The sequence below is a fragment of the Pseudomonas sp. BF-R-30 genome (genome assembly GCF_019956175.1).
GTDB lineage: Bacteria > Pseudomonadota > Gammaproteobacteria > Pseudomonadales > Pseudomonadaceae > Aquipseudomonas > Aquipseudomonas jessenii.
Genome location: NZ_JAHBDE010000075.1, coordinates 1 through 23306 on the forward strand (window position 1 = coordinate 1; position 23306 = coordinate 23306).

At 60.5% G+C, this 23306-nt stretch carries 19 protein-coding genes; 13 read left to right on the forward strand and 6 right to left on the reverse strand.

Annotated elements, in window-relative coordinates:
* On the reverse strand, positions 1-4498 hold a 4498-nt coding region (locus tag KGB20_RS26875; protein ID WP_223533220.1), incomplete at its 3' end, for a beta strand repeat-containing protein.
* 360 nt (positions 4499-4858) lie between these two features.
* On the opposite strand from KGB20_RS26875, the gene KGB20_RS26880 reads away from it, so the two are divergent.
* From KGB20_RS26880 to KGB20_RS26910, 7 genes are all read left to right on the forward strand, one after another.
* Positions 4859-6211, forward strand: coding sequence for a TolC family outer membrane protein (locus tag KGB20_RS26880; protein WP_150812097.1), 1353 nt, complete (start codon positions 4859-4861; stop codon positions 6209-6211).
* A gap of 42 nt (positions 6212-6253) precedes the next feature.
* Positions 6254-8410, forward strand: coding sequence for a type I secretion system permease/ATPase (locus tag KGB20_RS26885; RefSeq protein WP_154947722.1), 2157 nt, complete (start codon positions 6254-6256; stop codon positions 8408-8410).
* A complete protein-coding gene (locus tag KGB20_RS26890; protein ID WP_223533222.1) occupies positions 8400-9764 on the forward strand; it encodes an HlyD family type I secretion periplasmic adaptor subunit in 1365 nt (454 codons plus the stop codon). Before KGB20_RS26885 ends, KGB20_RS26890 begins: the two co-directional genes overlap by 11 nt.
* 369 nt (positions 9765-10133) lie before the next feature.
* A complete protein-coding gene (locus KGB20_RS26895; RefSeq protein WP_154910778.1) occupies positions 10134-11021 on the forward strand; it encodes a TauD/TfdA dioxygenase family protein in 888 nt (295 codons plus the stop codon).
* Between the two features lie 18 nt (positions 11022-11039).
* Positions 11040-12065 carry an ABC transporter substrate-binding protein gene (locus KGB20_RS26900; protein ID WP_154910777.1) on the forward strand — a complete coding sequence of 342 codons (1026 nt, stop codon included), beginning with the start codon at positions 11040-11042 and terminating at the stop codon, positions 12063-12065.
* Positions 12066-12070: 5 nt separating this feature from the next.
* Entirely contained in the window at positions 12071-12931 is an 861-nt protein-coding gene (locus KGB20_RS26905) for an ABC transporter ATP-binding protein (protein ID WP_154910776.1), read from the forward strand.
* A 21-nt stretch (positions 12932-12952) separates the two neighbouring features.
* On the forward strand, positions 12953-13819 hold the full coding sequence (locus tag KGB20_RS26910) for an ABC transporter permease (protein ID WP_154910775.1): 867 nt from the start codon (positions 12953-12955) through the stop codon (positions 13817-13819).
* A gap of 52 nt (positions 13820-13871) precedes the next feature.
* Here KGB20_RS26910 and KGB20_RS26915 read toward each other — a convergent pair whose 3' ends face one another.
* On the reverse strand, positions 13872-14765 hold the full coding sequence (locus tag KGB20_RS26915; protein WP_154910774.1) for an RHS repeat-associated core domain-containing protein: 894 nt from the start codon (positions 14763-14765) through the stop codon (positions 13872-13874).
* Positions 14766-15007: 242 nt separating this feature from the next.
* Here KGB20_RS26915 and KGB20_RS26920 point away from each other — a divergent pair, with 242 nt between their 5' ends.
* The 4 genes from KGB20_RS26920 (at position 15008) to KGB20_RS26935 (ending at position 20346) form a co-directional block, all read left to right on the forward strand.
* Positions 15008-15928, forward strand: coding sequence for a LysR family transcriptional regulator (locus tag KGB20_RS26920; RefSeq protein ID WP_150812089.1), 921 nt, complete (start codon positions 15008-15010; stop codon positions 15926-15928).
* Between the two features lie 223 nt (positions 15929-16151).
* Positions 16152-17684 carry an MFS transporter gene (locus KGB20_RS26925; protein WP_154861303.1) on the forward strand — a complete coding sequence of 511 codons (1533 nt, stop codon included), beginning with the start codon at positions 16152-16154 and terminating at the stop codon, positions 17682-17684.
* Positions 17685-17710: 26 nt separating this feature from the next.
* Entirely contained in the window at positions 17711-18775 is a 1065-nt protein-coding gene (locus KGB20_RS26930) for an HlyD family secretion protein (RefSeq protein ID WP_154910773.1), read from the forward strand.
* Entirely contained in the window at positions 18772-20346 is a 1575-nt protein-coding gene (locus KGB20_RS26935; RefSeq protein WP_154910772.1) for an efflux transporter outer membrane subunit, read from the forward strand. The genes KGB20_RS26930 and KGB20_RS26935 overlap by 4 nt, the downstream gene beginning before the upstream one ends.
* Before the next feature lie 10 nt (positions 20347-20356).
* Here the strand turns inward: KGB20_RS26935 and KGB20_RS26940 are convergent, their stop codons facing one another.
* Both KGB20_RS26940 and KGB20_RS26945 read right to left on the reverse strand, forming a co-directional pair.
* Positions 20357-21115 (reverse strand): slipin family protein, encoded by a 759-nt coding sequence (locus KGB20_RS26940; RefSeq protein ID WP_057399130.1) that lies wholly within the window; start codon positions 21113-21115, stop codon positions 20357-20359.
* A 2-nt stretch (positions 21116-21117) separates the two neighbouring features.
* On the reverse strand, positions 21118-21651 hold the full coding sequence (locus tag KGB20_RS26945; RefSeq protein ID WP_154910771.1) for an NfeD family protein: 534 nt from the start codon (positions 21649-21651) through the stop codon (positions 21118-21120).
* A 199-nt stretch (positions 21652-21850) separates the two neighbouring features.
* On the opposite strand from KGB20_RS26945, the gene KGB20_RS26950 reads away from it, so the two are divergent.
* Positions 21851-22312 carry an aminoacyl-tRNA deacylase gene (locus tag KGB20_RS26950; RefSeq protein ID WP_007975646.1) on the forward strand — a complete coding sequence of 154 codons (462 nt, stop codon included), beginning with the start codon at positions 21851-21853 and terminating at the stop codon, positions 22310-22312.
* A gap of 130 nt (positions 22313-22442) precedes the next feature.
* The gene (locus KGB20_RS26955) at positions 22443-22688 is read left to right on the forward strand and encodes a DUF2789 domain-containing protein (protein ID WP_015092958.1); all 246 of its coding nucleotides are present in this window, start codon (positions 22443-22445) and stop codon (positions 22686-22688) included.
* A gap of 4 nt (positions 22689-22692) precedes the next feature.
* Here KGB20_RS26955 and KGB20_RS26960 read toward each other — a convergent pair whose 3' ends face one another.
* Both KGB20_RS26960 and KGB20_RS26965 read right to left on the reverse strand, forming a co-directional pair.
* Positions 22693-22974 (reverse strand): type II toxin-antitoxin system RelE/ParE family toxin, encoded by a 282-nt coding sequence (locus KGB20_RS26960; protein ID WP_102672451.1) that lies wholly within the window; start codon positions 22972-22974, stop codon positions 22693-22695.
* The gene (locus tag KGB20_RS26965) at positions 22971-23249 is read right to left on the reverse strand and encodes an antitoxin of toxin-antitoxin stability system (protein ID WP_150812085.1); all 279 of its coding nucleotides are present in this window, start codon (positions 23247-23249) and stop codon (positions 22971-22973) included. Before KGB20_RS26965 ends, KGB20_RS26960 begins: the two co-directional genes overlap by 4 nt.
* Between the last annotated feature and the right edge of the window lie 57 nt (positions 23250-23306).

The window sequence follows — 23306 nt, forward strand, 5'->3', positions numbered from 1 at the left end:
CGTTGGCGATGGTCGCCGTGCTGCCGGCGGCGTAGGTGGTTTCACCAATGCTGAAATTCACCACGCTGACCGGGCCGTCGACGCTGCTCGTGCCAGTGAGGACGCTGCCGGTCACGGCGGTGTCTTCAGCGGTAGTCACGGTTTCGCTGAGGTCGGTGAAGCTGTCGTCGACCGGGGTGACGTTGATGGTCAGGGTCGAGGTGACGTTGCTGCCCGAGCCGTCGGTGACGGTGTAGCTCACGGTTGGCACTGTGCCGTTGTAGTTGGCGGCCGGGGTGAAGGTGTAAGCACCGTTCGCCGCGATCACCAGGGTGCCGACGTTGGCGATGGTTGCCGTGCTGCCGGCGGTGAAAGTGCCAGCAACACCGTCGATGGTGAAATTAACCACGCTGACTGGACCATCGACGCTGCTCGTGCCGGTGAGGACGCTGCCGGTGAGGGCCGCATCTTCTAGGGTCGAGACCGTTTCGTTGGCGTCGGTAAAGTTGTCGTCGACCGGCGTGACGCTGATGGTCAGGGTCGAGGTGACGTTGCTGCCGGAGCCGTCGGTGACGGTGTAGCTCACGGTTGGCACCGTGCCGTTGTAATTTTCGGCCGGCGTGAAGGTGTAGACGCCGTTGGCGCCGATCACCAGGCTACCGACGTTGGCGATGGTTGCCGTGCTGCCGGCGGTGAAAGTGCCAGCAACACCGTCGATGGTGAAATTAACCACGCTGACTGGACCATCGACGCTGCTCGTACCAGTGAGGACGCTGCCGGTGAGGGCCGCATCTTCTAGGGTCGAGACCGTTTCGTTGGCGTCGGTAAAGTTGTCGTCGACCGGGGTGACGCTGATGGTCAGGGTCGAGGTGACATTGCTGCCCGAGCCGTCGGTGACGGTGTAGCTCACCGTCGGCACGTTGCCGTTGTAATTTTCGGCCGGCGTGAAGGTATAAGCGCCGTTGGCGCCGATCACCAAGGTGCCGACGTTGGCGATGGTTGCGGTGCTGCCAGCGGCGTAGGTGGTTTCACCGATGGTGAAATTCACCACGCTGACCGGACCGTCAACGCTCGAGGTGCCGGTCAACACACTGCCGGTGACGGCGGTGTCTTCGGCGGTAGTCACGCTTTCGCTGAGGTCGCTGAAGCTGTCGTCGACCGGGGTGACGTTGATGGTCAGGGTCGAGGTGACATTGCTGCCGGAACCGTCGGTGACGGTGTAGCTCACCGTCGGCACGCTGCCGTTGTAATTTTCGGCAGGCGTGAAGGTGTAAGTCCCGTTCGCCGCGATCACCAGGCTGCCGACGTTGGCGATGGTCGCCGTGCTGCCGGCGGCGTAGGTGGTTTCACCGATGGTGAAGTTCACCACGCTGACCGGGCCGTCGACGCTGCTCGTGCCGGTGAGGACGCTGCCGGTCACGGCGGTGTCTTCAGCGGTACTCACGGTTTCGCTGAGGTCGGTGAAGTTGTCGTCGACCGGGGTGACGCTGATGGTCAGGGTCGAGGTGACGTTGCTGCCCGAGCCGTCGGTGACGGTGTAGCTCACCGTCGGCACGCTGCCGTTGTAGTTGGCGTCCGGCGTGAAGGTGTAGGCGCCGTTGGCGCCGATCACCAGGGTGCCGACGTTAGCGATGGTCGCCGTGCTGCCGGCGGCGTAGGTGGTTTCACCGATGGTGAAATTCACCACGCTGACCGGACCATCGACGCTGCTCGTGCCGGTGAGGACGCTGCCGGTGACGGCGGTGTCTTCGGCGGTGGTCACGCTTTCGCTGAGGTCGGTGAAGCTGTCATCGACCGGGGTGACGCTGATGGTCAGGGTCGAGGTGACGTTGCTGCCGGAGCCGTCGGTGACGGTGTAGCTCACGGTTGGCACCGTGCCGTTGTAGTTGGCGGCCGGGGTGAAGGTGTAAGTCCCGTTGGCGCCGATCGCCAGGGTACCGACGTTAGCGATGGTCGCGGTTTGGCCGGCGGTGAACGTGCCAGCAACACCGTCGATGGTGAAATTCACCACGCTGACCGGGCCGTCGACGCTCGAGGTACCGGTCAACACGCTGCCGGTGACGGCGGTGTCTTCGGCGGTGGTCACGCTTTCGCTGAGGTCGGTAAAGTTGTCGTCGACCGGCGTGACGCTGATGGTCAGGGTCGAGGTGACATTGCTGCCCGAGCCGTCGGTGACGGTGTAGCTCACCGTCGGCACGTTGCCGTTGTAATTTTCGGCCGGCGTAAAGGTGTAAGTCCCGTTCGCCGCGATCACCAGGCTGCCGACGTTGGCGATGGTCGCCGTGCTGCCGGCGGCGTAGGTGGTTTCACCGATGGTGAAGTTCACCACGCTGACCGGACCGTCGACGCTCGAGGTGCCACTGAGGACGCTGCCGGTGAGGGCGGTGTCTTCTGCGGTGCTCACGCTTTCGCTGAGGTCGGTGAAGCTGTCGTCGACCGGGGTGACGCTGATGGTCAGGGTCGAGGTGACGTTGCTGCCGGAACCGTCGGTGACGGTGTAGCTCACCGTTGGCACGCTGCCGTTGTAGTTGGCGGCCGGGGTAAAGGTGTAAGCCCCGTTGGCGCCGATGACCAGGCTGCCGACGTTGGCGATGGTCGCCGTGCTGCCAGCGGCGTAGGTGGTTTCACCAATGGTGAAATTCACCACGCTGACCGGCCCGTCAACGCTCGAGGTACCGGTCAACACACTGCCGGTGACGGCGGTGTCTTCGTTGGTGCTCACGCTTTCGCTGAGGTCGGTGAAACTGTCATCGACCGGGGTGACGTTGATGGTCAGGGTCGAGGTGACGTTGCTGCCGGAACCGTCGGTGACGGTGTAGCTCACGGTTGGCACCGTGCCGTTGTAATTTTCGGCCGGGGTGAAGGTGTAAGTCCCGTTGGCACCGATCACCAGGCTGCCGACGTTGGCGATGGTCGCCGTGCTGCCAGCGGCGTAGGTGGTTTCACCAATGGTGAAATTCACCACGCTGACCGGGCCGTCAACGCTCGAGGTGCCGGTGAGGACGCTGCCGGTGACGGCGGTGTCTTCGTTGGTGGTCACGCTTTCGCTGAGGTCGGTGAAGCTGTCGTCGACCGGGGTGACGTTGATGGTCAGGGTCGAGGTGACGTTGCTGCCGGAGCCGTCGGTGACGGTGTAGCTCACGGTCGGCACGCTGCCGTTGTAGTTAGCGGCCGGGGTGAAGGTATAGGTGCCGTTCACCGCGATCACCAGGCTGCCGACGTTGGCGATGGTCGCCGTGCTGCCAGCGGCGTAGGTGGTTTCACCAATGGTGAAATTCACCACGCTGACCGGGCCGTCAACGCTCGAAGTGCCACTGAGGACGCTGCCAGTGACGGCGGTGTCTTCGGCGGTGCTCACGCTTTCGCTGAGGTCGCTGAAGCTGTCGTCGACCGGGGTGACGCTGATATTCAGGGTCGAGGTGGAACCGTCGGTCACGGTGTAGCTGACCGTCGGCACCGTGCCGTTGTAATTCTCGGCCGGGGTAAAGGTGTAAGCCCCGTTCGCCCCGATCGCCAGGGTACCGACGTTGGCGATGGTCGCCGTCTGGCCGGCGGTGAAAGTGCCATTGACGCCGTCAATGGTGAAAGTAACCACGCTCAGAACGTTGTCGATGTCGCTGTCGTTGCTCAGCACGTTGCCGATCACTGCGGTGTCTTCAGCAGTGACTTGGGTGTCGGCAGTCAAAACGCTCGGGTCATCGACCGCCGTCACGGTGAGACCCAGTGTGCTGCTGGAGCCGGTGTTGGTGGTGTACGTAACTTGCGGTACAGCACCGTTGTAGTTGGCGTCCGGAGTAAAGGTGTAGTCGCCATTGGCACCGATGGTCAACGTACCGACACCGACGATGGTCGCTGTCTGGCCTGCGGTGAAACTGCCGGTCACGCCAGCGATGGTGAAGCCGGTGACGCTGAGCGGCGTCTCGGCATCGCTATCGTTGGTCAGTACATTACCCGTTGCGACGCTGTCTTCGGCCAGAGTGCCAGTATCAGCGGTCATTACGCTCGAGGCGTTGACGGACGTGATGGTTGTGGTGGTCTGGTTGCCGGTATCGAGCGTAGTGGGGGTAGCAGTGAAATCAGGACCATTGGTTGCGAAGCCGATGGTCGGATCGACGCGGGCAGCGGTGGCGTCGAGCATCACGGAGCTGTGACCACCACCGGCGGCACCGCCAGAACTTGCGACAGCCGGGCCGGCAGCGGTGGCTTCAAGGTCTTTTGTCGGGTCGGCACCGGCAGCAATGGCCTGTTGCAGCTCTTCTACCGAAGGCGCGGCTTGCGCGGTGGCGGCTGCCAGATCAGTGCTGGAGTCTGGAGCGTCGGCGCTCCACTGAGTGTCACGGCCCAGATCGAGGGTGCGGCCATCGGCCAGCTCCAGGGATACGGCACCGGAAAGGCCGGTGTCGATCTGGTCACCGGCGAACAACTTGTCGCCTTCAACGAGAACTCGGCGGATGCCCTCTGGGGACACCACGAAAACTTGACCGACAATGCTTTTGACGATGGCAACAACACTGCTCATTGAAGACTCTCCGGGGTGTCCGTTCAGTTGACTTCCATGGACCTGATGGCGTCTGTCGGCGCCGACCAGTCTGGACGTACATTGCAAAATAGATGCACAAATTTGACGCATGAATTCGTCAATTTATTGGCTATATTTTTTCGCTATTAACTTTATGCCAAACTATTGACCTTCTTGGAGCCATCCTAAACAATCGTCCCAATAATGTCACATTGATATTTAAGCTGTGACTCGTCCTCGGTATGTGATCCAGTTCCACTTTTTGAACTTTCCGACATACGGTCATTCCGCTTGCCATCTTCCGACGCAGCGCGTTCTTTTGCTGTGATTCAAGACAAGAAGTCCTGGGAAATTCCTACAATGCGTTCGCCTTTGTTCATGGCTGTACCTTTCGCCCTCGCCGCGTCTTTCGTCCAGGCACAGTCCTTGCCAAACGCCATGCAACAAGCGCTGGATGTCCATCCGGAGGTCCAGGCAGGCGTCAACAGTCGATTGGCTGCGGATTATCAGTTGAAGGCTGCGAAAGGTGGATACCTGCCACGGGTCGACCTGCTGGGCGGTTATGGTCGTGAGGGCACCGACAGCGTGACCACACGAACGGACGGCAGCAACAATCACTGGGAAACCCTGAATCGCAGTGAGTCAAGTTTACGTCTGACCCAAATGGTTTTTGACGGTTTTGCGACGTCCAGCGAAGTAGGGCGTCAACAAGCCACTGTCAACTCCCGCGCCTACTCGCTGCTGAGTACTTCCGAGCGTACTGGGCTGACCGTGGCCCAGGTCTATCTCGACGTGCTGACCCGCCGCGAATTCGTACGTCTGGCCGAGGACAACCTCAAGAGCCACCAGCGCATTTACGACCAGATCCAACTGCGCACCCAGCGTGGCGTCGGCAGTGGCGCCGACCTTGATCAGGCGGAGGCGCGGATGGCCCAGGCGCGAAACAACCTGATCACCGAGCAGACCAACCTGGCTGACGCCGAAACCAACTACCTCTCCGCTGTTGGCCAGATGCCCGATCAACTGGAACGCCCGGCGAGTTTCCTGGCATTGATGCCGGCCAACCTGAATGAAGCCCGTGCGCAGATGCTGGAAAACAGCCCGATCCTGCGCTCGGCCGAATCCGATATCGCCGCTGCCGAGAAGCAATACGACACGGCCAAGTCGACGTTCTACCCGCGCTTCGATGCTGAGTTGGGTCGCACCGCGGACAACGACATTGATGGTCAGAACGGCCACAACAATGAATGGCAAGCCATGCTGCGCATGCGCTTCAATCTGTATGCCGGCGGCAGCAACAAGGCCGATCTGGAATCCAAGTCCTACCTGTCGAACCAGGCGCTGGATATCCGTAACAACGCCCTGCGCCAATTGAATGAAGAGCTGGGCCTGGCCTGGAACGCCCTGAACAACGCCAACGCGCAAGTGCCGATCGCCCAGCAATACGTCGACCACAGCACCGCCGTGCGTACCGCTTACCAGCGTCAGTTCAGCCTTGGCGAGCGCACCCTGCTGGATTTGCTAGACAGCGAGAACGAGCTGTTCACCTCTTCGCGCCGTCTGGTGGAGATCAAGAACATTCAGTTATTTACTCAATACCGAATCAAGGCGACCATGGGCGAGTTGCTCAAGAGCCAGGGAGTGGTCGCACCATTGGCATCCGTTGTGCAGAACGACGTGAAGCCCAAGGTCCAATTGCCCGGTATGAATTGAGCAGGACCTTCATTGTTCAATTGTTAGCCAAGAGTGCCGAGCGTGGAATCAGAAGTCAGTCGGGTTCAACTCATTCATGATCCGCGCGCGTTGCATGACGATCCGCTACTGGATGGTCTGCTCGCTCTTTGCATGCTGCACCAGAAGCCTGCCAGCGCGGCAATGCTCACCACCGGCCTGCCGCTGCCCGAGCAACGCTTGAGTGTCGACTTGCTGCCTCGCGCGGCAGCTCGCGCGGGGCTGCAAGGTCGGGTGCTGCAACGCAAGCTGGAAGATATTCCGGCGATTGCCATGCCGGCATTGCTGCTGCTCAAGGACGGTCGCAGTGCCGTCCTGCTCGGTTGGCAAGGCGAAGATCAGGTGCGGGTGCTGCTCAGCGAAAGCGATGGCGGTGAATCTCTGGTCAGCCGCGAGTTGCTGGCCGACGACTACACCGGCAAAGTCTTTTTCGCCCAGCCGCAGCACAAGTTCGACGTCAATCACGGCACGCTGATTCCGCGTGCGCGCTCGTGGTTCCGCGACACCCTCAAGCGTTCGCGCTGGTTGTACGCCGACGCCATCGCCGCCAGTTTTCTGATCAACATCATTGCCATGGCCGCGCCGTTGTTCGTGATGAACGTCTACGACCGTGTCGTGCCGAACCAGGCCGAAGCGACGCTCTGGGTGCTGGCATTCGGCATCTCGGGCGCCTACCTGTTCGACCTGATCCTGAAAAGCCTGCGCAGCCTGTGCCTGGATCTGGCCGGCAAGAAAACCGACCTGATTATCTCGGCCACGCTGTTCGAGCGCATCGTCGGCATGGCCATGAAATACCGGCCGGCGCGGGTCGGCAGCTTTGCCCAGAACATCCATGAGTTCCAGAGCCTGCGGGACTTCCTCGCCTCGCTGACACTGACCAGCCTGATTGACCTGCCGTTCACGATTCTGATCTTTATCGTCATCGCGATCCTTGGCGGGCATCTTGTGTGGATACCGGTGCTGGCGTTCCCGATCGCCCTGGCCATCGGCTATGCCTTGCAGAAACCCCTGGTGGCGACCATGGAACGGACCATGGCGCTGGGGGCCGAGCGTCAGTCGAGCCTGATCGAGACCCTGGCCGGCCTGGATGCGGTGAAGGTCAACAACGCCGAAAGCGAACGCCAGTATCAGTGGGAGCAGACCATCGGCACCCTCAGTCGCCTTGAGTTGCGGGTGAAAATGCTCTCCGGCCTGGCGATGAATATCACCTTGCTGATCCAGCAACTGGCCGGCGTGATCATGATCGTCTTCGGCGTGTACCAGATCATCGACGGTCACCTGAGCATGGGCGGCCTGATTGCCTGCTACATGCTCAGTGGTCGTGCGCTCAGCCCGCTGGCGTCGCTGTCCGGGCTGCTGACTCGTTATCAGCAGGCGCGGGTGACCATGACCTCGGTCGACCAGATGATGGAGCTGCCCCAGGAGCGCAATTTCGAAGAGCGTCCGCTCAGCCGCAAGGTGCTGCAGGGCGGCATTGAGTGCCGCCAGCTCAACTTCACCTACCCGCAACAGCAGAACCTGGCGCTGAAGAACATCAATCTGTCGATCAGTCCCGGCGAGAAGGTCGGCATCATTGGTCGAAGCGGTTCGGGCAAGAGCTCGCTGGCGAAGTTGCTGGTGGGGCTGTATCAGCCGGATGACGGCGCGTTATTGGTCGATGGTGTGGATATCCGCCAGATCGACGTCAGCGAGCTGCGCTACAACATCGGCTACGTGCCCCAGGACATTCAGTTGCTCGCCGGCACCTTGCGCGACAACCTGGTTTCCGGCGCGCGGTATGTCGAGGACGAACTGGTGCTGCAAGCCGCAGAACTGGCTGGCGTCCACGAGTATGCGCGCCTGCATCCGCAGGGTTATGAGCTGCAAGTCGGCGAGCGCGGGCAGAACCTCTCCGGCGGTCAACGGCAAAACGTCGCCCTGGCCCGTGCATTGCTGCTCAATCCGCCGATCCTGCTGCTCGACGAGCCGACCAGCGCCATGGACAACACCGGTGAAGAGCGCCTCAAGCAGCGCCTGGCAGCGGTGATCGAAAACAAGACCATGGTGCTGGTAACGCACCGGGCATCGCTGTTGTCGCTGGTGGATCGCCTGATCGTGGTCGACCGCGGGCAGATACTCGCCGACGGCCCGAAAGCCGCAGTGATGGAAGCGTTGAAGAAGGGGCAGATCAGTGTTGCTTAAGTCGGTTAAGGGTTCGATCCTTCGCTACTTCAAAGGCTCTGCTTCACTTCAGGGGCAGCCGCTGCCGGAGGTCAACAAGGCGCTGATCGAGGATGCGCCCCGCGTGGTGCGGCTGACGATCTGGGCGATCATCGCGTTCTTTGTGTTCCTGATGCTCTGGGCCAACTTCGCGGTGATCGACGAGGTGACCAAGGGCGACGGCAAGGCGATTCCATCGTCGAAGATCCAGAAGATCCAGAACCTTGAAGGCGGTATCGTTGCCGAGCTGTTCGTCAAGGAAGGTCAGATTGTCGAAGCCGGCGCACCGCTGATTCGCCTGGACGACACGCGATTTGCTTCGAACGTCGGTGAAACCGAGGCCGATCGGTTGTCGATGCTGCTGCGGGTCGAGCGCCTGAGCGCCGAGGTCGAAGAGCGTCCGCTGAACTTCCCCGAGGATGTGCTCAAGGCCGTGCCGGGTCAGGCAAAGAGTGAAGAGTCGCTCTATATCAGTCGTCGCCAACAGTTGCACGATGAGATTGGTGGCTTGCAGGAGCAGCTGATCCAGCGCCAGCAAGAGCTGCGCGAATTCACCTCCAAACAGGCGCAGTATCGCCAGCAATTGGGCTTCCAGCGTCAGGAAATCAGCATGTCCGAGCCGTTGGTGGCCCAAGGCGCGGTATCACCGGTGGAAGTCCTGCGCCTCAGGCGTGCCGAAGCGGAGACCCGTGGTCAGCTCGACGCCACCACGCTGGCAATTCCACGAGCCGAATCGGCAATCAAGGAAGTGCAGCGCAAGGTCGATGAAACCCGTGGCAAGTTCCGTAGCGAAGCCCTGACCCAACTCAATGAAGCACGCACCGACCTGAACAAGGCCCAGGCCACCGGCAAGGCCCTGGAAGACCGGGTCAGCCGGACGCTGGTCACTTCGCCAGTGCGGGGCATCGTCAACAAGTTGCTGGTCAATACCATCGGCGGGGTTATCCAGCCGGGCAGCGACCTGGTGGAAATCGTACCGCTGGACGACACCTTGCTGGTCGAGGCGAAGATCCGCCCGCAGGACATCGCGTTCCTGCACCCGGGGCAGGAAGCGACGGTGAAATTTACCGCCTATGACTACACCATCTACGGCGGGATGAAGGCCAAACTGGAGCAGATCGGTGCCGATACCATCACCGATGAAGACAAGAAGACCACCTACTACCTCATCAAGCTGCGCACCGACCGCAGCCACCTGGGCACCGATGAAAAGCCGTTGCTGATCATTCCGGGGATGGTGGCTTCCGTGGACATCATCACTGGCAAGAAGACCGTGCTGAGCTACCTGCTCAAGCCGATCATCCGTGCGCGGGCCGAGGCGCTGCACGAGCGGTAATCCACCTTCGGGGCCACTGGCCCCATCGCGAGCAAGCTCGCTCCCACAATGGATCTGTATTGAAACGCAATTTTGTGTTTCCACTGACCCCTGTGGGAGCGAGCTTGCTCGCGATAGCGTCCGCCAAAACACCAAAATCCTGTCAGAAAGTGACAAATAACGTCACACCACGATTCCTCCATTCCCTTCGCAATCGCCATATCGTTATTCGTTAACGGTATTTAAATTTCAATTCTTATATCTATAAAGTGAATCTCCTGCGTACCTGTCGACCAATCGGCGCGCCGCACGACACGAACCAACACGGGACCTCCGTGAGTTTCTGATCGACGCGCGCGCCTTTGAGCGTGCCGTGCGTGGGAGTGATTTATGTCTGCAGCTTCAGCTTCGCCAAGCATCGCGCCACAATTCTTTGAAGTCCGCCCGTTCAGCGGAGCGGTGGGCGTCGAGATCATCGGTCTCGACCTGTCCCGCCCGATCAATGATCAGGACTTCGCCCGTATTCACCGCGCGCACCTGGATCATCACGTGGTGGTGTTCCGCGACCAGCGCATAACCCCTGAGCAACAGATCGATTTCAGCCGTCGTTTTGGCGTGTTGCAGATCCATGTGCTCAAGCAGTTCCTGCTGGCAGGGCATCCGGAAATCCTGATCGTCTCCAACATCGTCGAAAACGGCCAGAACATCGGCCTGGGTGACGCCGGCAAGTTCTGGCATTCCGATCTCTCCTACAAAGAACTGCCGAGCCTGGGCTCGATGCTGCATGCCCAGGAGCTGCCGTCAGAAGGCGGTGACACATTGTTCGCCGACATGCACAAAGCCTGGGACAACCTGCCGCTTGCATTGCGCAACGCCGTTGAAGGGCGCTCGGCAGCGCACTCCTACACCGCGCGTTACAGCGAGACCAAATTCGAAGGCAACTGGCGCCCGACCCTGACCCCGGAGCAACTCGCCCAGGTCGCCGAAGTCGTCCACCCGGTCGTGCGTACCCACCCGGAAAACGGTCGCAAGGCGTTGTTCGTCAGCGAGGGGTTCACCACCCGCATCGTTGGCCTGCCGGAAGACGAGAGCCAGCAACTGCTGACCGAGCTCTACGCCCACAGCGCGCTGCCGCAAAACATCTACCGCCATCAATGGCAGCCCCATGACCTGGTGTTCTGGGACAACCGTTCGCTGATCCACCTCGCCGCCGGATGCCCCAGCCATCTGCGCCGCAAGCTGTATCGCACCACCATCCAGGGCGACGCGCCTTTCTGATTTGTCGGAGATCTGACCATGTCCAAACGTCTTCCATTCGCACCGCTGGCCGCAGCCATCGGTCTGGGTTTCAGCCTGATTGCCGGCAGCCTGGTGGCGCCAAACGTGGCCCACGCCGAAGGTGAAATCCGCATTGCCGAACAGTTCGGCATTGTTTACTTGCTGCTGAACGTGGTGCGCGATCAGAACCTGATCGAGAAGTACGGCAAGCAGGAAGGCATCGACATCAAGGTCGACTGGACCCAGCTCTCCGGCGGTGCAGCGGTCAACGACGCGTTGCTGTCGGGCTCAATCGACATTGCCGGCGCTGGTGTCGGCCCGCTGCTGACCATCTGGGATCGCACCCACGGCAAGCAGAACGTCAAGGCCGTGGCTTCCCTGGGCAACTTCCCGTACTACCTGGTGAGCAATAATCCCAAGGTCAAAACCATTGCCGACTTCACCGAGAAAGACCGAATCGCAGTGCCGGCGGTGGGCGTGTCGGTGCAGTCGCGCTTCCTGCAATACGCGGCGGCCAAACAGTGGGGTGACAAAGAGTTCAATCGCCTCGACAAGTACACCATCGCGGTTCCGCATCCCGATGCGACAGCGGCGCTGGTGGCTGGCGGCACCGAGCTGAGCGGGCACTTCTCCAACCCGCCGTTCCAGGATCAGGAACTGGCCAATCCCAACGTGCACGTGGTGCTGAACACTTATGACCTGCTCGGGCCGAACTCGCCGACGGTGCTGTTCGCTACCGAGAAATTCCGCAATGAAAACCCGAAAACCTACAAAGCGTTTATTGACGCTTTGACCGAAGCGGCGCAATTCGCGCAGAACGACAAGGGCGCGGCAGCCGACACTTACATCCGCGTCACCAAGGCCAAGATCGACCGCGCCGCGTTGCTGAAAATTATCGACAACCCGCAGTTCGAGTTCAGCGTCACGCCGAAAAATACCTACCCGTTGGCCGAGTTCCTGTACCGCGTTGGCGCGATCAAAAACAAACCGGATTCGTGGAAGGATTACTTCTTCCAGGACACCAAACCACTGCAAGGGAGCTGACCGAAATGAACGCTCCTTTGCAAGGCCACACGGTCAGCAAACCGATCGCGGCAGCCCAGGCGCTGCTGTCGGTCGATAACGTCAGCCTCGAATACCGCACACCGCAGCGCGTGGTGCGGGCGACCCATCAAGTCAGTTTCGAGATCGATCCGGCGGACCGCTTTGTCCTGCTCGGCCCGTCCGGATGCGGCAAGTCGACGTTGCTCAAGGCCGCCGCCGGCTTCATCCAGCCAGTGGAAGGCGAGATCCGTCTGCAAGGCCAGCGCGTCGATGCGCCGGGGCCTGACCGGATCGTGGTGTTCCAGGAGTTCGATCAACTGCCGCCGTGGAAAACCGTCAAACAGAACGTGATGTTTCCGCTTCTGGCTTCGAAAACCCTCAAGCTCAGGGAGGCCGAAGAGCGAGCGCTGCACTATCTGGAAAAAGTCGGCCTGGCGGCGTTTGCCGATGCCTATCCGCACACCTTGTCCGGTGGCATGAAGGCTCGGGTCGCCATCGCCCGGGCGCTGGCGATGCAGCCGAAAATCCTGTTGATGGACGAACCCTTTGCCGCGCTCGATGCCCTGACCCGACGCAAGATGCAGGAAGAATTGCTGCTGCTCTGGGAGGAGGTGCGTTTCACGCTGCTGTTCGTCACGCACTCTATCGAAGAGGCGCTGGTGGTGGGCAATCGAATTCTGTTGCTGTCACCCCATCCGGGACGGGTGAGGGCGGAAGTCCACAGCCACCAATACGATTTGCACAGCCTCGGCGGTGTGGCGTTTCAGGAGTCGGCGCGACGTATTCATCGGCTGTTGTTCGACGAAGGTGATGCGGCGAACGCTGAGCATGAGCTGGATTTCGCCGACATCCGCATCGCTTATTGAGCCAGTTGAAAGGAGGGCCCGATGAGCCATTTATCATCCCCGCGTGAAGAGTTCGAAACGGTTTTGCAGCCACTGACCAGCGTGCCGCTGGAACGGGAGTTACCCCTCGGCCAGCGTCTATGGCAGCAAGGTTGGCTGCGCAAAAGCCTGATCCTGATTTTGCTCGCGGTGCTTTGGGAAGCTGTTGCCAGGTATCAAAACAACGACCTGCTGCTGCCGAGTTTTGTGCAAACCGCTCAAGCGCTTTACGACGGCCTGCTCAGCGGCGAGTTGCTGGGCAAGGTGTGGATTTCTTTGGTGGTGTTGCTCAAGGGCTACCTGATCGGCATCGTCCTGGCGTTTGCCCTGACCACGCTGGCGGTGTCGACGCAATTCGGTCGTGATCTGCTCAGTACCCTGACCTCGATGTTCAATCCCTTGCCGGCCATCGCCCTGCTGCCGTTGGCGCTGCTCTGGTTTGGATTAGGCCAGAACAGCCTGATTTTCGTGCTGGTGCATTCGGTGCTCTGGGCGCTGGCGCTGAACACCTACGCTGGCTTCCTCGGCGTCTCGGAAACCCTGCGCATGGCCGGGCGCAACTACGGCCTCAAGGGCATGCGCTTCGTGCTGTTCATCCTGATTCCGGCGGCACTGCCGTCAATCCTCGCCGGGCTGAAAATCGGCTGGGCGTTTGCCTGGCGTACGCTGATTGCCGCCGAGTTGGTGTTTGGCGCAACCAGCGGCAAGGGTGGGTTGGGGTGGTACATCTTTCAGAATCGCAATGAGCTGTACACGGACAAGGTGTTTGCCGGGTTGGCGGTGGTGATCCTGATTGGGTTGCTGGTGGAGAATCTGGTGTTTGATTCGTTGGAGCGGGTGACGGTCAGGCGGTGGGGGATGGTGCGGTAGGGGGACGAACTTCCCTACGTTGAAGCAATTTGACGACGATAAACGTAGCTCATCAACTGTTCCTTACTTCTTGCGCAGGCCTCATAACATCTTCGTAACTGGGCGGTGCTGGTGATAATTGAGCCTGGTAAATGGGGAGCGATGCTTCTATTTTCACGATGTGTGGGGCCGGTGGTTTCGAGTTGGAATTCGACTGGGTTGGGTCTGGTGGTTTCGAGTTGAATCTCGACTGGGTACCCGACGACACTGTTTTAGTGTGATCTTTCACCACCATAGGAATGGAACGCTTTGTACCTGAGGAAGCAGTTCCGATTGAAGCGTAATCGGGAACGTTGTTAGTTCCCCATGTTGCTGTTCCGTGAAACTCACCTCCTGAATTTTTACCTACCCTTCCGACCCTGGGTATCGGTTGTAAAACCGGGGCGCCGGCCGTCACGAGATCTGCCAGTTCACCTGTGTTCTCTGGTCTCAATCCCCCTAATTTTTGTACAACTTGCGCCTGCTTTATGGAAAGTCCTCGCGAACCGGTGACGTTAGGACCGCCAAAAAGGAAATCAAAGACCCTCCCTGCAACTTTAGAAAAAGAGTTATGCCCCGTCGGATCCACCCGATTCACCGGATCCCCCACGCAATACATATACGCATTCAACCCGCCCCCACGAAATGGACTCCAACTGTCCGGACTGTGAAAACGCATCAATCGTGGGTTGTAGGCGCGGTAGCCATTGCCCAGCAAGTACCAGCCAATGTTGGCTTCACGCAGTTGGCCATTGAACCCTAGTCGTGTCTCGATTTTCTGCTGCGCGGACTGCTCACCGTAAGCTGAGTAGGCGATGGTCTGGGACTGGCCATCGACGATTTCGCCAATGATGGATTGGCTGCGGTCGGTTGCCAGCAGTACTAAGCGTGGCCGGCTGCGGTTGTCTTGATCAGCAGGTTGGCTCATGCCGGGATCTTCGCGGAAACGGGGCAGGCTTTGAGTTTTACTCGCTTGAGCCGGGTTTGCGAACTATCAGAACTGATAGTGGTGTGAGTTATTTCTATGGGTTAGCGCGAATGGATGTGGTGACGGTTCCACCGCTTTCGCGAGCAGGCTCGCGAAGAGGTCGGTGCTGCCAACACATGATTCGGCAGTTTGTTTGCTAGCATTGCGTCTGAATCAGTCCAGATCAAACACGAGTGCTCACGATGCAGCTCCCAGACATGAACCTGTTGGTCGCCCTCGACGCCCTGCTCGACGAGGGCAGTGTGGTGGGCGCGGCGCGGCGGATGAACCTCAGCCCGGCGGCCATGAGCCGGACGTTGACGCGCATTCGCGAGGCCATTGGCGATCCGATCCTGGTGCGTGCCGGCCGTGGCCTGGTACCGACCCCCAAGGCACTGGAGTTACGCGAACAGGTTCGCAGCGTGGTGGAACAGGCCGGTTTGCTGTTTCGTTCGGCCGATGCGGTGGAACTGAGTTCGCTACGGCGGCGGTTCAGTATTCGGGCCAACGACTTTTTTGTCGGCGTCTACGGCGGCAAGCTGTTCGACACCCTTGACCGGCAGGCACCGCACTGTGAGTTGCGTTTCGTCCCGGAAGGCGATGGCGATGATGAGGCGTTGCGCGAAGGGCGGATCGATCTGAGCGTCAGCAACACCCGGCCGTTGACCCCGGAAGTGAAGATTCAGAACCTGTTTTCCACCCACTTCGTTGGTCTGGTGCGCGAGGATCATCCGCTGTTGGACGGTGAGATCACCGCGGAGCGTTACGCGGGGTTCTCGCATATCAGCATGTCCCGGCGCGGCATTGCCCGGGGGCCGATTGATACCGCGCTCAACGCCTTGGGGCTGGAGCGGCGGGTGGCGGTGATCGCGCCGAGCTTTCATGCGGCGATGTTTGCCTTGCCCGATTCCGACCTGATTCTGCCGGTGCCCAAGGAAGCCTTGCTGAGTGTGCGGCGGCTCGGACTGAAGCTGCGCTCCTTCGACTTGCCGATCCCGTTGCCGACCCTGATGCTGACCCAGTCCTGGCATCCGCGTTTCGACAAGGATCCGGCCCACCGTTGGCTGCGGGAAACGCTCAAGGCGTGTTGCGATGAGACGTGGCTGGCTGCGCAGCCGGACTGAGGTCGAGCGCAATTTCCCCCTGTGGGAGCGGGCTTGCTCGCGAATGCGATTTGTCATTCAACATTGATACCGACTGACCCAACGCCTTCGCGAGTAAGCCCGCTCCCACAAGGGCTTTGCATTGTTGCGTCTAGCGCACTTATAACCTGCCAATAAGTTGATTTTCGTCAAGCATCACGCTTCCTAGAATGCTTCGGTCTTTCCACGCCGGAGCTTGCAGTACATGACTTCCCTTACGGTCACGGCACCTGTTGCTGCGGCCAGCACGGCAGCCGCTCCACCCGTCTTCGGCCCGCGGATCATCATCGGCCTCGTTGGCGTATTGCTGGCAGTGCTGGTGTCGGGCCTGAACGAGATGGTGACCAAAGTCGCCCTGGCCGACATCCGTGGTGCGTTGGCCATCGGCTACGACGAGGGCACCTGGCTGGTCGCCTGTTACACCGCGACTTCGGTGGCGGCCATGGCTTTTGCGCCATGGTGTGCGGTGACGTTCTCGTTGCGGCGTTTCACCCTGTGCGCCATCAGCCTGTTCACCCTATTGGGTGCGCTGTGCCCCATCGCCCCGAATTACGAAAGCCTGTTGTTGCTACGCACCTTGCAAGGCCTGGCGGGCGGTGCATTGCCACCCATGCTGATGACCGTGGCCCTGCGCTTTCTGCCGGCCAATGTGAAGTTGTATGGCCTGGCCGGTTATGCCCTGACGGCGACGTTCGGCCCGGGTCTGGGCACGCCGCTGGCGGGGTTGTGGACCGAGTATGTCGGCTGGCAATGGACCTTCTGGCAAATCATCGCGCCTTGCCTGATTGCCATGGCCGCAGTGGCGTATGGCTTACCCCAGGACCCCCTGCGCCTGGAGCGCTTCAAGTCCTTCAACTGGCGTGGTGTGCTGCTGGGCTTTCCCGCCATCTGCATGCTGGTGATCGGCATCCTGCAGGGCAATCGCCTGGACTGGTTCGAGTCGAACCTGATCTGCGGATTGCTCGGCGGCGGGCTGTTGTTGCTGGTGCTGTTTTTGACCGGCGAGTGGTCGCAACCGATTCCGTTTTTCAAGATGCAGATGCTCGGCATCCGTAACCTGTCTTTCGCCCTGCTGACCCTGGCGGGCGTGCTGGTGGTGTTGCAGGCGGTGATCATTATTCCGTCCAGCTACCTGGCGCAGGTCCAGGGTTATCGCCCGGTGCAGACCGCGCCGATCATGCTGCTGGCGGCGCTGCCGCAATTGATTGCGCTGCCGTTGGTGGCGGCGCTGTGCAACTTTCGCTGGGTCGATTGCCGCTGGGTGTTGGGCATTGGCCTGGGCATGCTGACGCTGTCGTGCGTCGGCGGCTCGCAATTGACGTCCGCGTGGATTCGTGACGATTTCTATGTGCTGCAATGGCTGCAGATTTTCGGTCAGCCCATGGCGGTGTTGCCGTTGCTGATGCTGTCCACCGGCAGCATCAACCCGATGGAAGGGCCGTTCGCATCGGCCTGGTTCAACACCGTCAAAGGCCTGTCGGCGGTCATCGCCACCGGGGTGATCGAGGCGTTGACCACGGCACGCCTGCATTTCCACTCGACCATGCTGGTCGACCGTCTCGGCAACTCACCGCTGGCGGAGCGCGACAGCGCAAGTCTCGCTCATCGTCTGCATGAACAAGCGGTGGTGCTCACTTCCTCCGACCTTTACCTGTGCATGGCCGGTATCGCCGTGACCTTGATCCTGCTGATTTTCTGGCTGCCGACGCGGATTTATCCACCGCGCGCACCGACCTGATTGCTCCACTGAAACAGAAGGTTTTTATGAACACTCAAGCAAAGCAGAAAGTCGCGGTTGCCATTACCGCCGCATTGGCCGTCAGTGTGCTGCTGTACCTGGCGATGCCCGGCCTGTTCGGCAAGCGTACCCAACAGAACACCAACGATGCGTATGTCTCGGCGGATTTCACCCTGGTAGTGCCGCGAGTCGCCGGGTTTATCAAGCAAGTGCTGGTTGAGGACAACCAGCAGGTCAAGGCCGGGCAGTTGCTGGCACTGATCGATGACCGGGATCTACGCGCCGCCGCCGATGCCGCCGATGCCGAAACGCTGGTGGCCAGGGCGCAACTGCAAAACGCCCGGGCGACCCTCGAGCGCCAGGTGTCGGTGATTGCCCAGGCGCAATCCTCGGTGGTTTCGGCCAAGGCGGAAATGGCGTTTGCCGAGCATGAATTGAACCGCTACAAGCACCTCGCCGGGGTGGGTGCCGGCACGGTGCAGAATGCGCAACAGGCGCAAACGCGCATCGATCAGGCCTCCGCGCGACTGGCTAATGCCACGGCGGTACTGGCGGCGGAGCGCAAGCAAGTGGAGATACTTACGGCCCAGCGCGACGCAGCCGAAGGTGGCCTGAAACGGGCGCAAGCGAAGCTGGAAATGGCCAGCTACGAGTTGTCCTATACAAGGATCGTCGCGCCGCAGGACGGCATGGTCGGCGAGCGCGCGGTGCGGGTCGGCGCCTACGTCACACCGGGCAGTAAAATCCTCGCAGTGGTGCCGTTGGCACAGGCTTATGTGATGGCCAATTTCCAGGAAACCCAACTGACGGATGTGCAGCCTGGGCAGGCTGTGCAAGTGCGCGTCGACAGCCTGGGCGGTGCGGCACTGAACGGTCGTGTCGAAAGCATTGCACCGGCCACCGGGGTGACATTCGCCGCGGTCAAACCGGACAACGCCACCGGCAACTTCACCAAGGTGGTACAGCGGATACCGGTGAAAATCGTGCTGGAGCCGGGACAGTCGCTGGCCGAGCGCTTGCGGGTGGGGATGTCGGTGGAGGCGAGCATCGATACCGGCACTGGTGTCTCGCGTGAGGTGACTCAGCGATGAAAACCTGTGTTGACGGTGCGGACGCCATCGCGAGCAAGCTCGCTCCCACAAGGTTTATGCGCGATGTACAAGATTTTCGCATCACAGAAAGTCCATTGTGGGAGCGGGCTTGCTCGCGAAGGGGCCAACTGTCGCAACTTACCTTGAGTGCCTTGCTCGCTATGAGCCTCAGCGCCTGCACCGTCGGCCCGGACTTTCACAAACCTCAGCCCACACAAATCACCGAGTGGTCGAAACCATCAAAGGCAGCCACCAGCCAAGTACTCGCCGAAACGATGAAGGAGCGCTGGTGGGAGGTGTTCAACGACCCGAAACTCTCGGCCCTCACGCAACGCGCCCTGACCGACAACCTCGACCTGAAGCTGGCCGGCAGCCGTTTGCAGCAAAGCCGTGCCGTTCGCCAGGTGATCACCGCCAACCGCTATCCGAATACCGCCGCCACGGGAAGTTACACCCGAAAACGTAATAGTGGTGAAGGCCTGAGCGACCCGTCAGGGCACAACGGCCAGTCCGCATTCAACCTGTGGGATGCCGGCTTTTCCGCGTCCTGGGAGCTGGACCTCTGGGGCCGCGTGCGGCGGGAAACCGAAGCGGCCGACGCCAACCTGGAAGTCGCCGAGAACGACCGACGCGGTGTGCTGCTCTCAGTGCTGGCCGAAACCGCCCAGGACTACATTCAGCTGCGCGGTGTACAGAACACCCGGCTCGTCACCGAACAGAACCTCAACGTTGCCCGCCATAGCCTGAAGCTCTCGCAATTGCGCCTGGCCGACGGTGTCGCGACGGATCTGGATGTCGCCGAAGCCGCCGCGCAGGTGGCGGCCATCGAATCACGCTTGCCCGCACTGGAGCAGCGCCAGTGGCAACTGATCAACGCCTTGAGTCTGTTGATGGGCGAACCGCCCCAGGCATTGGCGGCGGAGTTATCCACAGACGCACCGGTGCCACAAACGCCGCGCCAGGTCGCCATTGGCTTGCCCTCGCAACTGGCTGAACGCAGGCCGGACATTCGCCAGGCCGAAGCACGGCTGCATGCCGCCACGGCCAGCATTGGCGTGGCCAAGGGCGATTTCTATCCGCGGATTACCCTGTCGGGCAATGTCGGTTCGCAAGCCATGCAGTTGAGTGATTTTGGTTCGTGGGGCTCGCGAGCGTTCGGCATCGGCCCGCAATTCAGCCTGCCGCTGTTCGACGGCGGGCGCTTGCGCGGCGTGCTGAATTTGCGCGAAGCCCAGCAACAGGAAGCGGCCATCGCCTACCAGCAAACCGTGCTGCGCGCTTGGCATGAAATCGATGACCAGTTGACCGCCTACAACGCCAGCCAGTTGCGCCGCGACAGCCTCGCCGAAGCGGTGCGGCAGAACCAGATCGCCTTGCAAACAGCGCAACAGCAATATGTCGAAGGGGTGGTGGACTTCGTCAATGTGCTCACCGTGCAAGGTGCACTACTGGCGACCCAGGAGCAATGGGTCGAGAGTTCGACCGGCGTGTCGCTGGCGATGGTCGGGTTGTACAAGGCCCTCGGCGGCGGATGGGAGTCGGTGTATCCGTTGGCGGCGCAGACTGAGTAAGCGTCTGAGTTCAAGGTTTCGACGACAAGTCCGCCATGCCCTTGAGCAACTCGATCGGCAGTGGAAAGACGATGGTCGAGCTCTTGTCTCCGGCAATCGAACTCAGGGTCTGCATGTAACGCAGCTGCATGGCCCCCGGTTGGCGGCCCAGCATTTCGGCGGCTTGCATGAGTTTTTCCGAGGCCTGCAATTCGCCTTCGGCGTGGATCACCTTGGCTCGCCGTTCCCGTTCGGCTTCGGCCTGCTTGGCGATGGCGCGGATCATCGATTCGTTGAGGTCCACGTGCTTGATCTCGACGTTGGCGACCTTGATGCCCCAGGCGTCGGTCTGGGCGTCGAGCACTTGCTGGATGTCCAGGTTCAAGCGTTCGCGTTCGGCCAGCAGTTCGTCCAGTTCGTGTTTACCCAGCACCGCCCGCAGCGTGGTTTGCGCCAATTGGCTGGTGGCCATCAGAAAGTCTTCGACCTGGATGATCGCCTTTTGCGGATCGAGCACGCGGAAATACAGCACTGCGTTGACCTTGACCGACACGTTGTCGCGGGTAATCACGTCTTGCGGCGGCACGTCCAGCACCACGGTGCGCAAATCGACCCTTACCATTTGCTGAACCACCGGAATCAGCAGGATCAGGCCAGGGCCCTTGACCTGCCAGAAGCGCCCGAGCTGGAACACCACGCCGCGCTCGTATTCGCGCAGGATGCGGAACGTCGCCCCTGCCAGTGCGATGATCAACAATAGCAGCGCGACAAGACCCAATTGCAAACCCATGACTATTCTCCGCCCGGCGCCGCGTCAGCCGCGGCCACTTGCAGCAGCAAACCCTTGCGCCCCACCACCCGCACCCGCTGCCCGGGTTGCAGCGGCGTCGCGCTAAGCACTTGCCATCGTTCTCCCTGCAGATGAATCCAGCCGCCATAGGCGTTACCGGTCTGCAATGACGTCACCGCCGTCACGCTGCCGAGCAGCCCGGCATCACCGCTGACGATTTCGCGCGGTCGTGTCTTCATGGCGTGAATCACCAGGTAGATCAGCAACAGCGCGCTGACCAGGCCCAGGCCGATCATCAACGGCACGGGCACTTCGGTATTGGACAGGATCACCGCGCCGATCACGAACATCACGATGCCACCCAGGCCGATCACGCCGTAATTGGGCAGGGCGGCCTCGGCGATCAGGAACGCTAGGCCGAAGGTGATCAGCCAGATCCCGATGGGGTTGGGCACCAGCAACACAACTGTGTCGGTGGCGCAGGCCGATCCGCTCAACGCCAAGAGCAACGCAACTGCACAGCACCGCATGTTCACTTGACCCTCCGGGAGAGTCGTGGAGTGGCTCTGAATACAGTTTAGTTGAGCCTCGGCCGGTATGAATTTTGCTCAATTACCGTCGGCAGCCGATGAGCGGATTTCCCACCGGAACGCGCTGACGGGCCTAGACTTTTACTACGCAAGCCAAGCTTTAATCATCGTCCGCAAGCGATCATGGCGGACACCGAGGTGCATCATGCGTATGGCAAGAACCGTGCAGCGAAGCCTGGAAAAGGCTCAATGCGAATACGACATCGTCAGCCACCCACACTCGGCCAGCAGCCTTGAAACGGCGCGGGTCGCAGGTATTCCTGCCGAACGGGTGGCCAAATCGGTGATCCTCGACGATCACCATGGGCATTACCTGATGGCCGTGCTGCCCGCCAGCCGTCACCTTGACCTGAGCAAAGTCCGCAGCAGCGGTGAGTGGCAGGTTTCCCGCGAAAGCAACCTCGCGCACCTGTTCGATGATTGCGAGCGCGGTGCAGTACCGGCGCTGGGTGAGTCCTATGGGTTGGAGGTGGTCATCGATCCGCTGCTGACCCGGCAAAAAGACATCTATCTGGAGGCTGGAAACCACGTCAACCTGGTGCGCATGGACATGCCCGAGTTTCTGAAAATGGTGCCGCATGCCGAGGTGCGGGAATTGAGTCATTGAGTTTTGTTTCGTCAATGCTGACGTCATCACGGGCAAGCCCGCTCCTACAGATTTATCGCATTTCCTGTGGGAGCGAGCTTGCTCGCGATGACCGCGCAGCGGTCCTTGAATTGGTCCCCAGGAGTTCGACATGGAAAGCCCGACCCACAACCTTCCTTCGCTGTTCAAGCAACTCGGCCTGCCGGACGACGCCGAAAGCATCGATAAATTCATCGCCACCCATTCACCGCTCAAACCGGAGCTGCACCTTGCGGATGCGTTTTTCTGGAGCCCGAGCCAGGCGGAACTTCTGCGGGAGGAGATTCTCGATGACGCGGATTGGGCCGAGGTGGTGGATCAACTGGATGTGATGTTGAGGAAGGGGCGCGGGGTGTGAATCGTCATCGTCCGGGCGGCCACTGCCGGGATGTATGGACCAGGGCGAGTATCCAGATGGCGTCCAGTCCCTGCTCATAAACAATGCGGTAACTCTGATGTGGCGTCAGCTCGCGAGTGCCTGAAATGATCCCGGCAGGGCCGATTTCCGGGTATTTGGCAAGCCGGGATAGCGCATTGCTGAACCGGTTGTCCATGTCGATGGCTGCTTTTGGGTTAACGGCATGCAGGTAATCCCAAATGTCTGCACGGTCCTGTGCTGCTTCTTTCGTCCATATTATTTTCATTCCTGTAGCTCGGCCCGCCTGCGCCTGGCAGCGAACTCTGCCTCAATTTCATCATTTGTCAGCCCGTCGCCGGCGCGCATCGAAGCGCGTGCGGTGTCGACCTTACGCTGCAGGAATGCTTCGTACTCGCGAGCCTCCCGTTGGGTTTGAACAAACTGACGCATCATTTCCCGGACGATTTGCGAGGCGGGGCGATGAGCGGCTTCTGCCTCTGCCATGAACTGCTCGCGCAGTTCAGACTCAAGTTTCATTGTAAAAACGGCTTGTTTCGACATGGCTGCCTTCTCGGTTGTCGTGCTGACAAAGTATATACATCTTAAGTACGGTGGCTT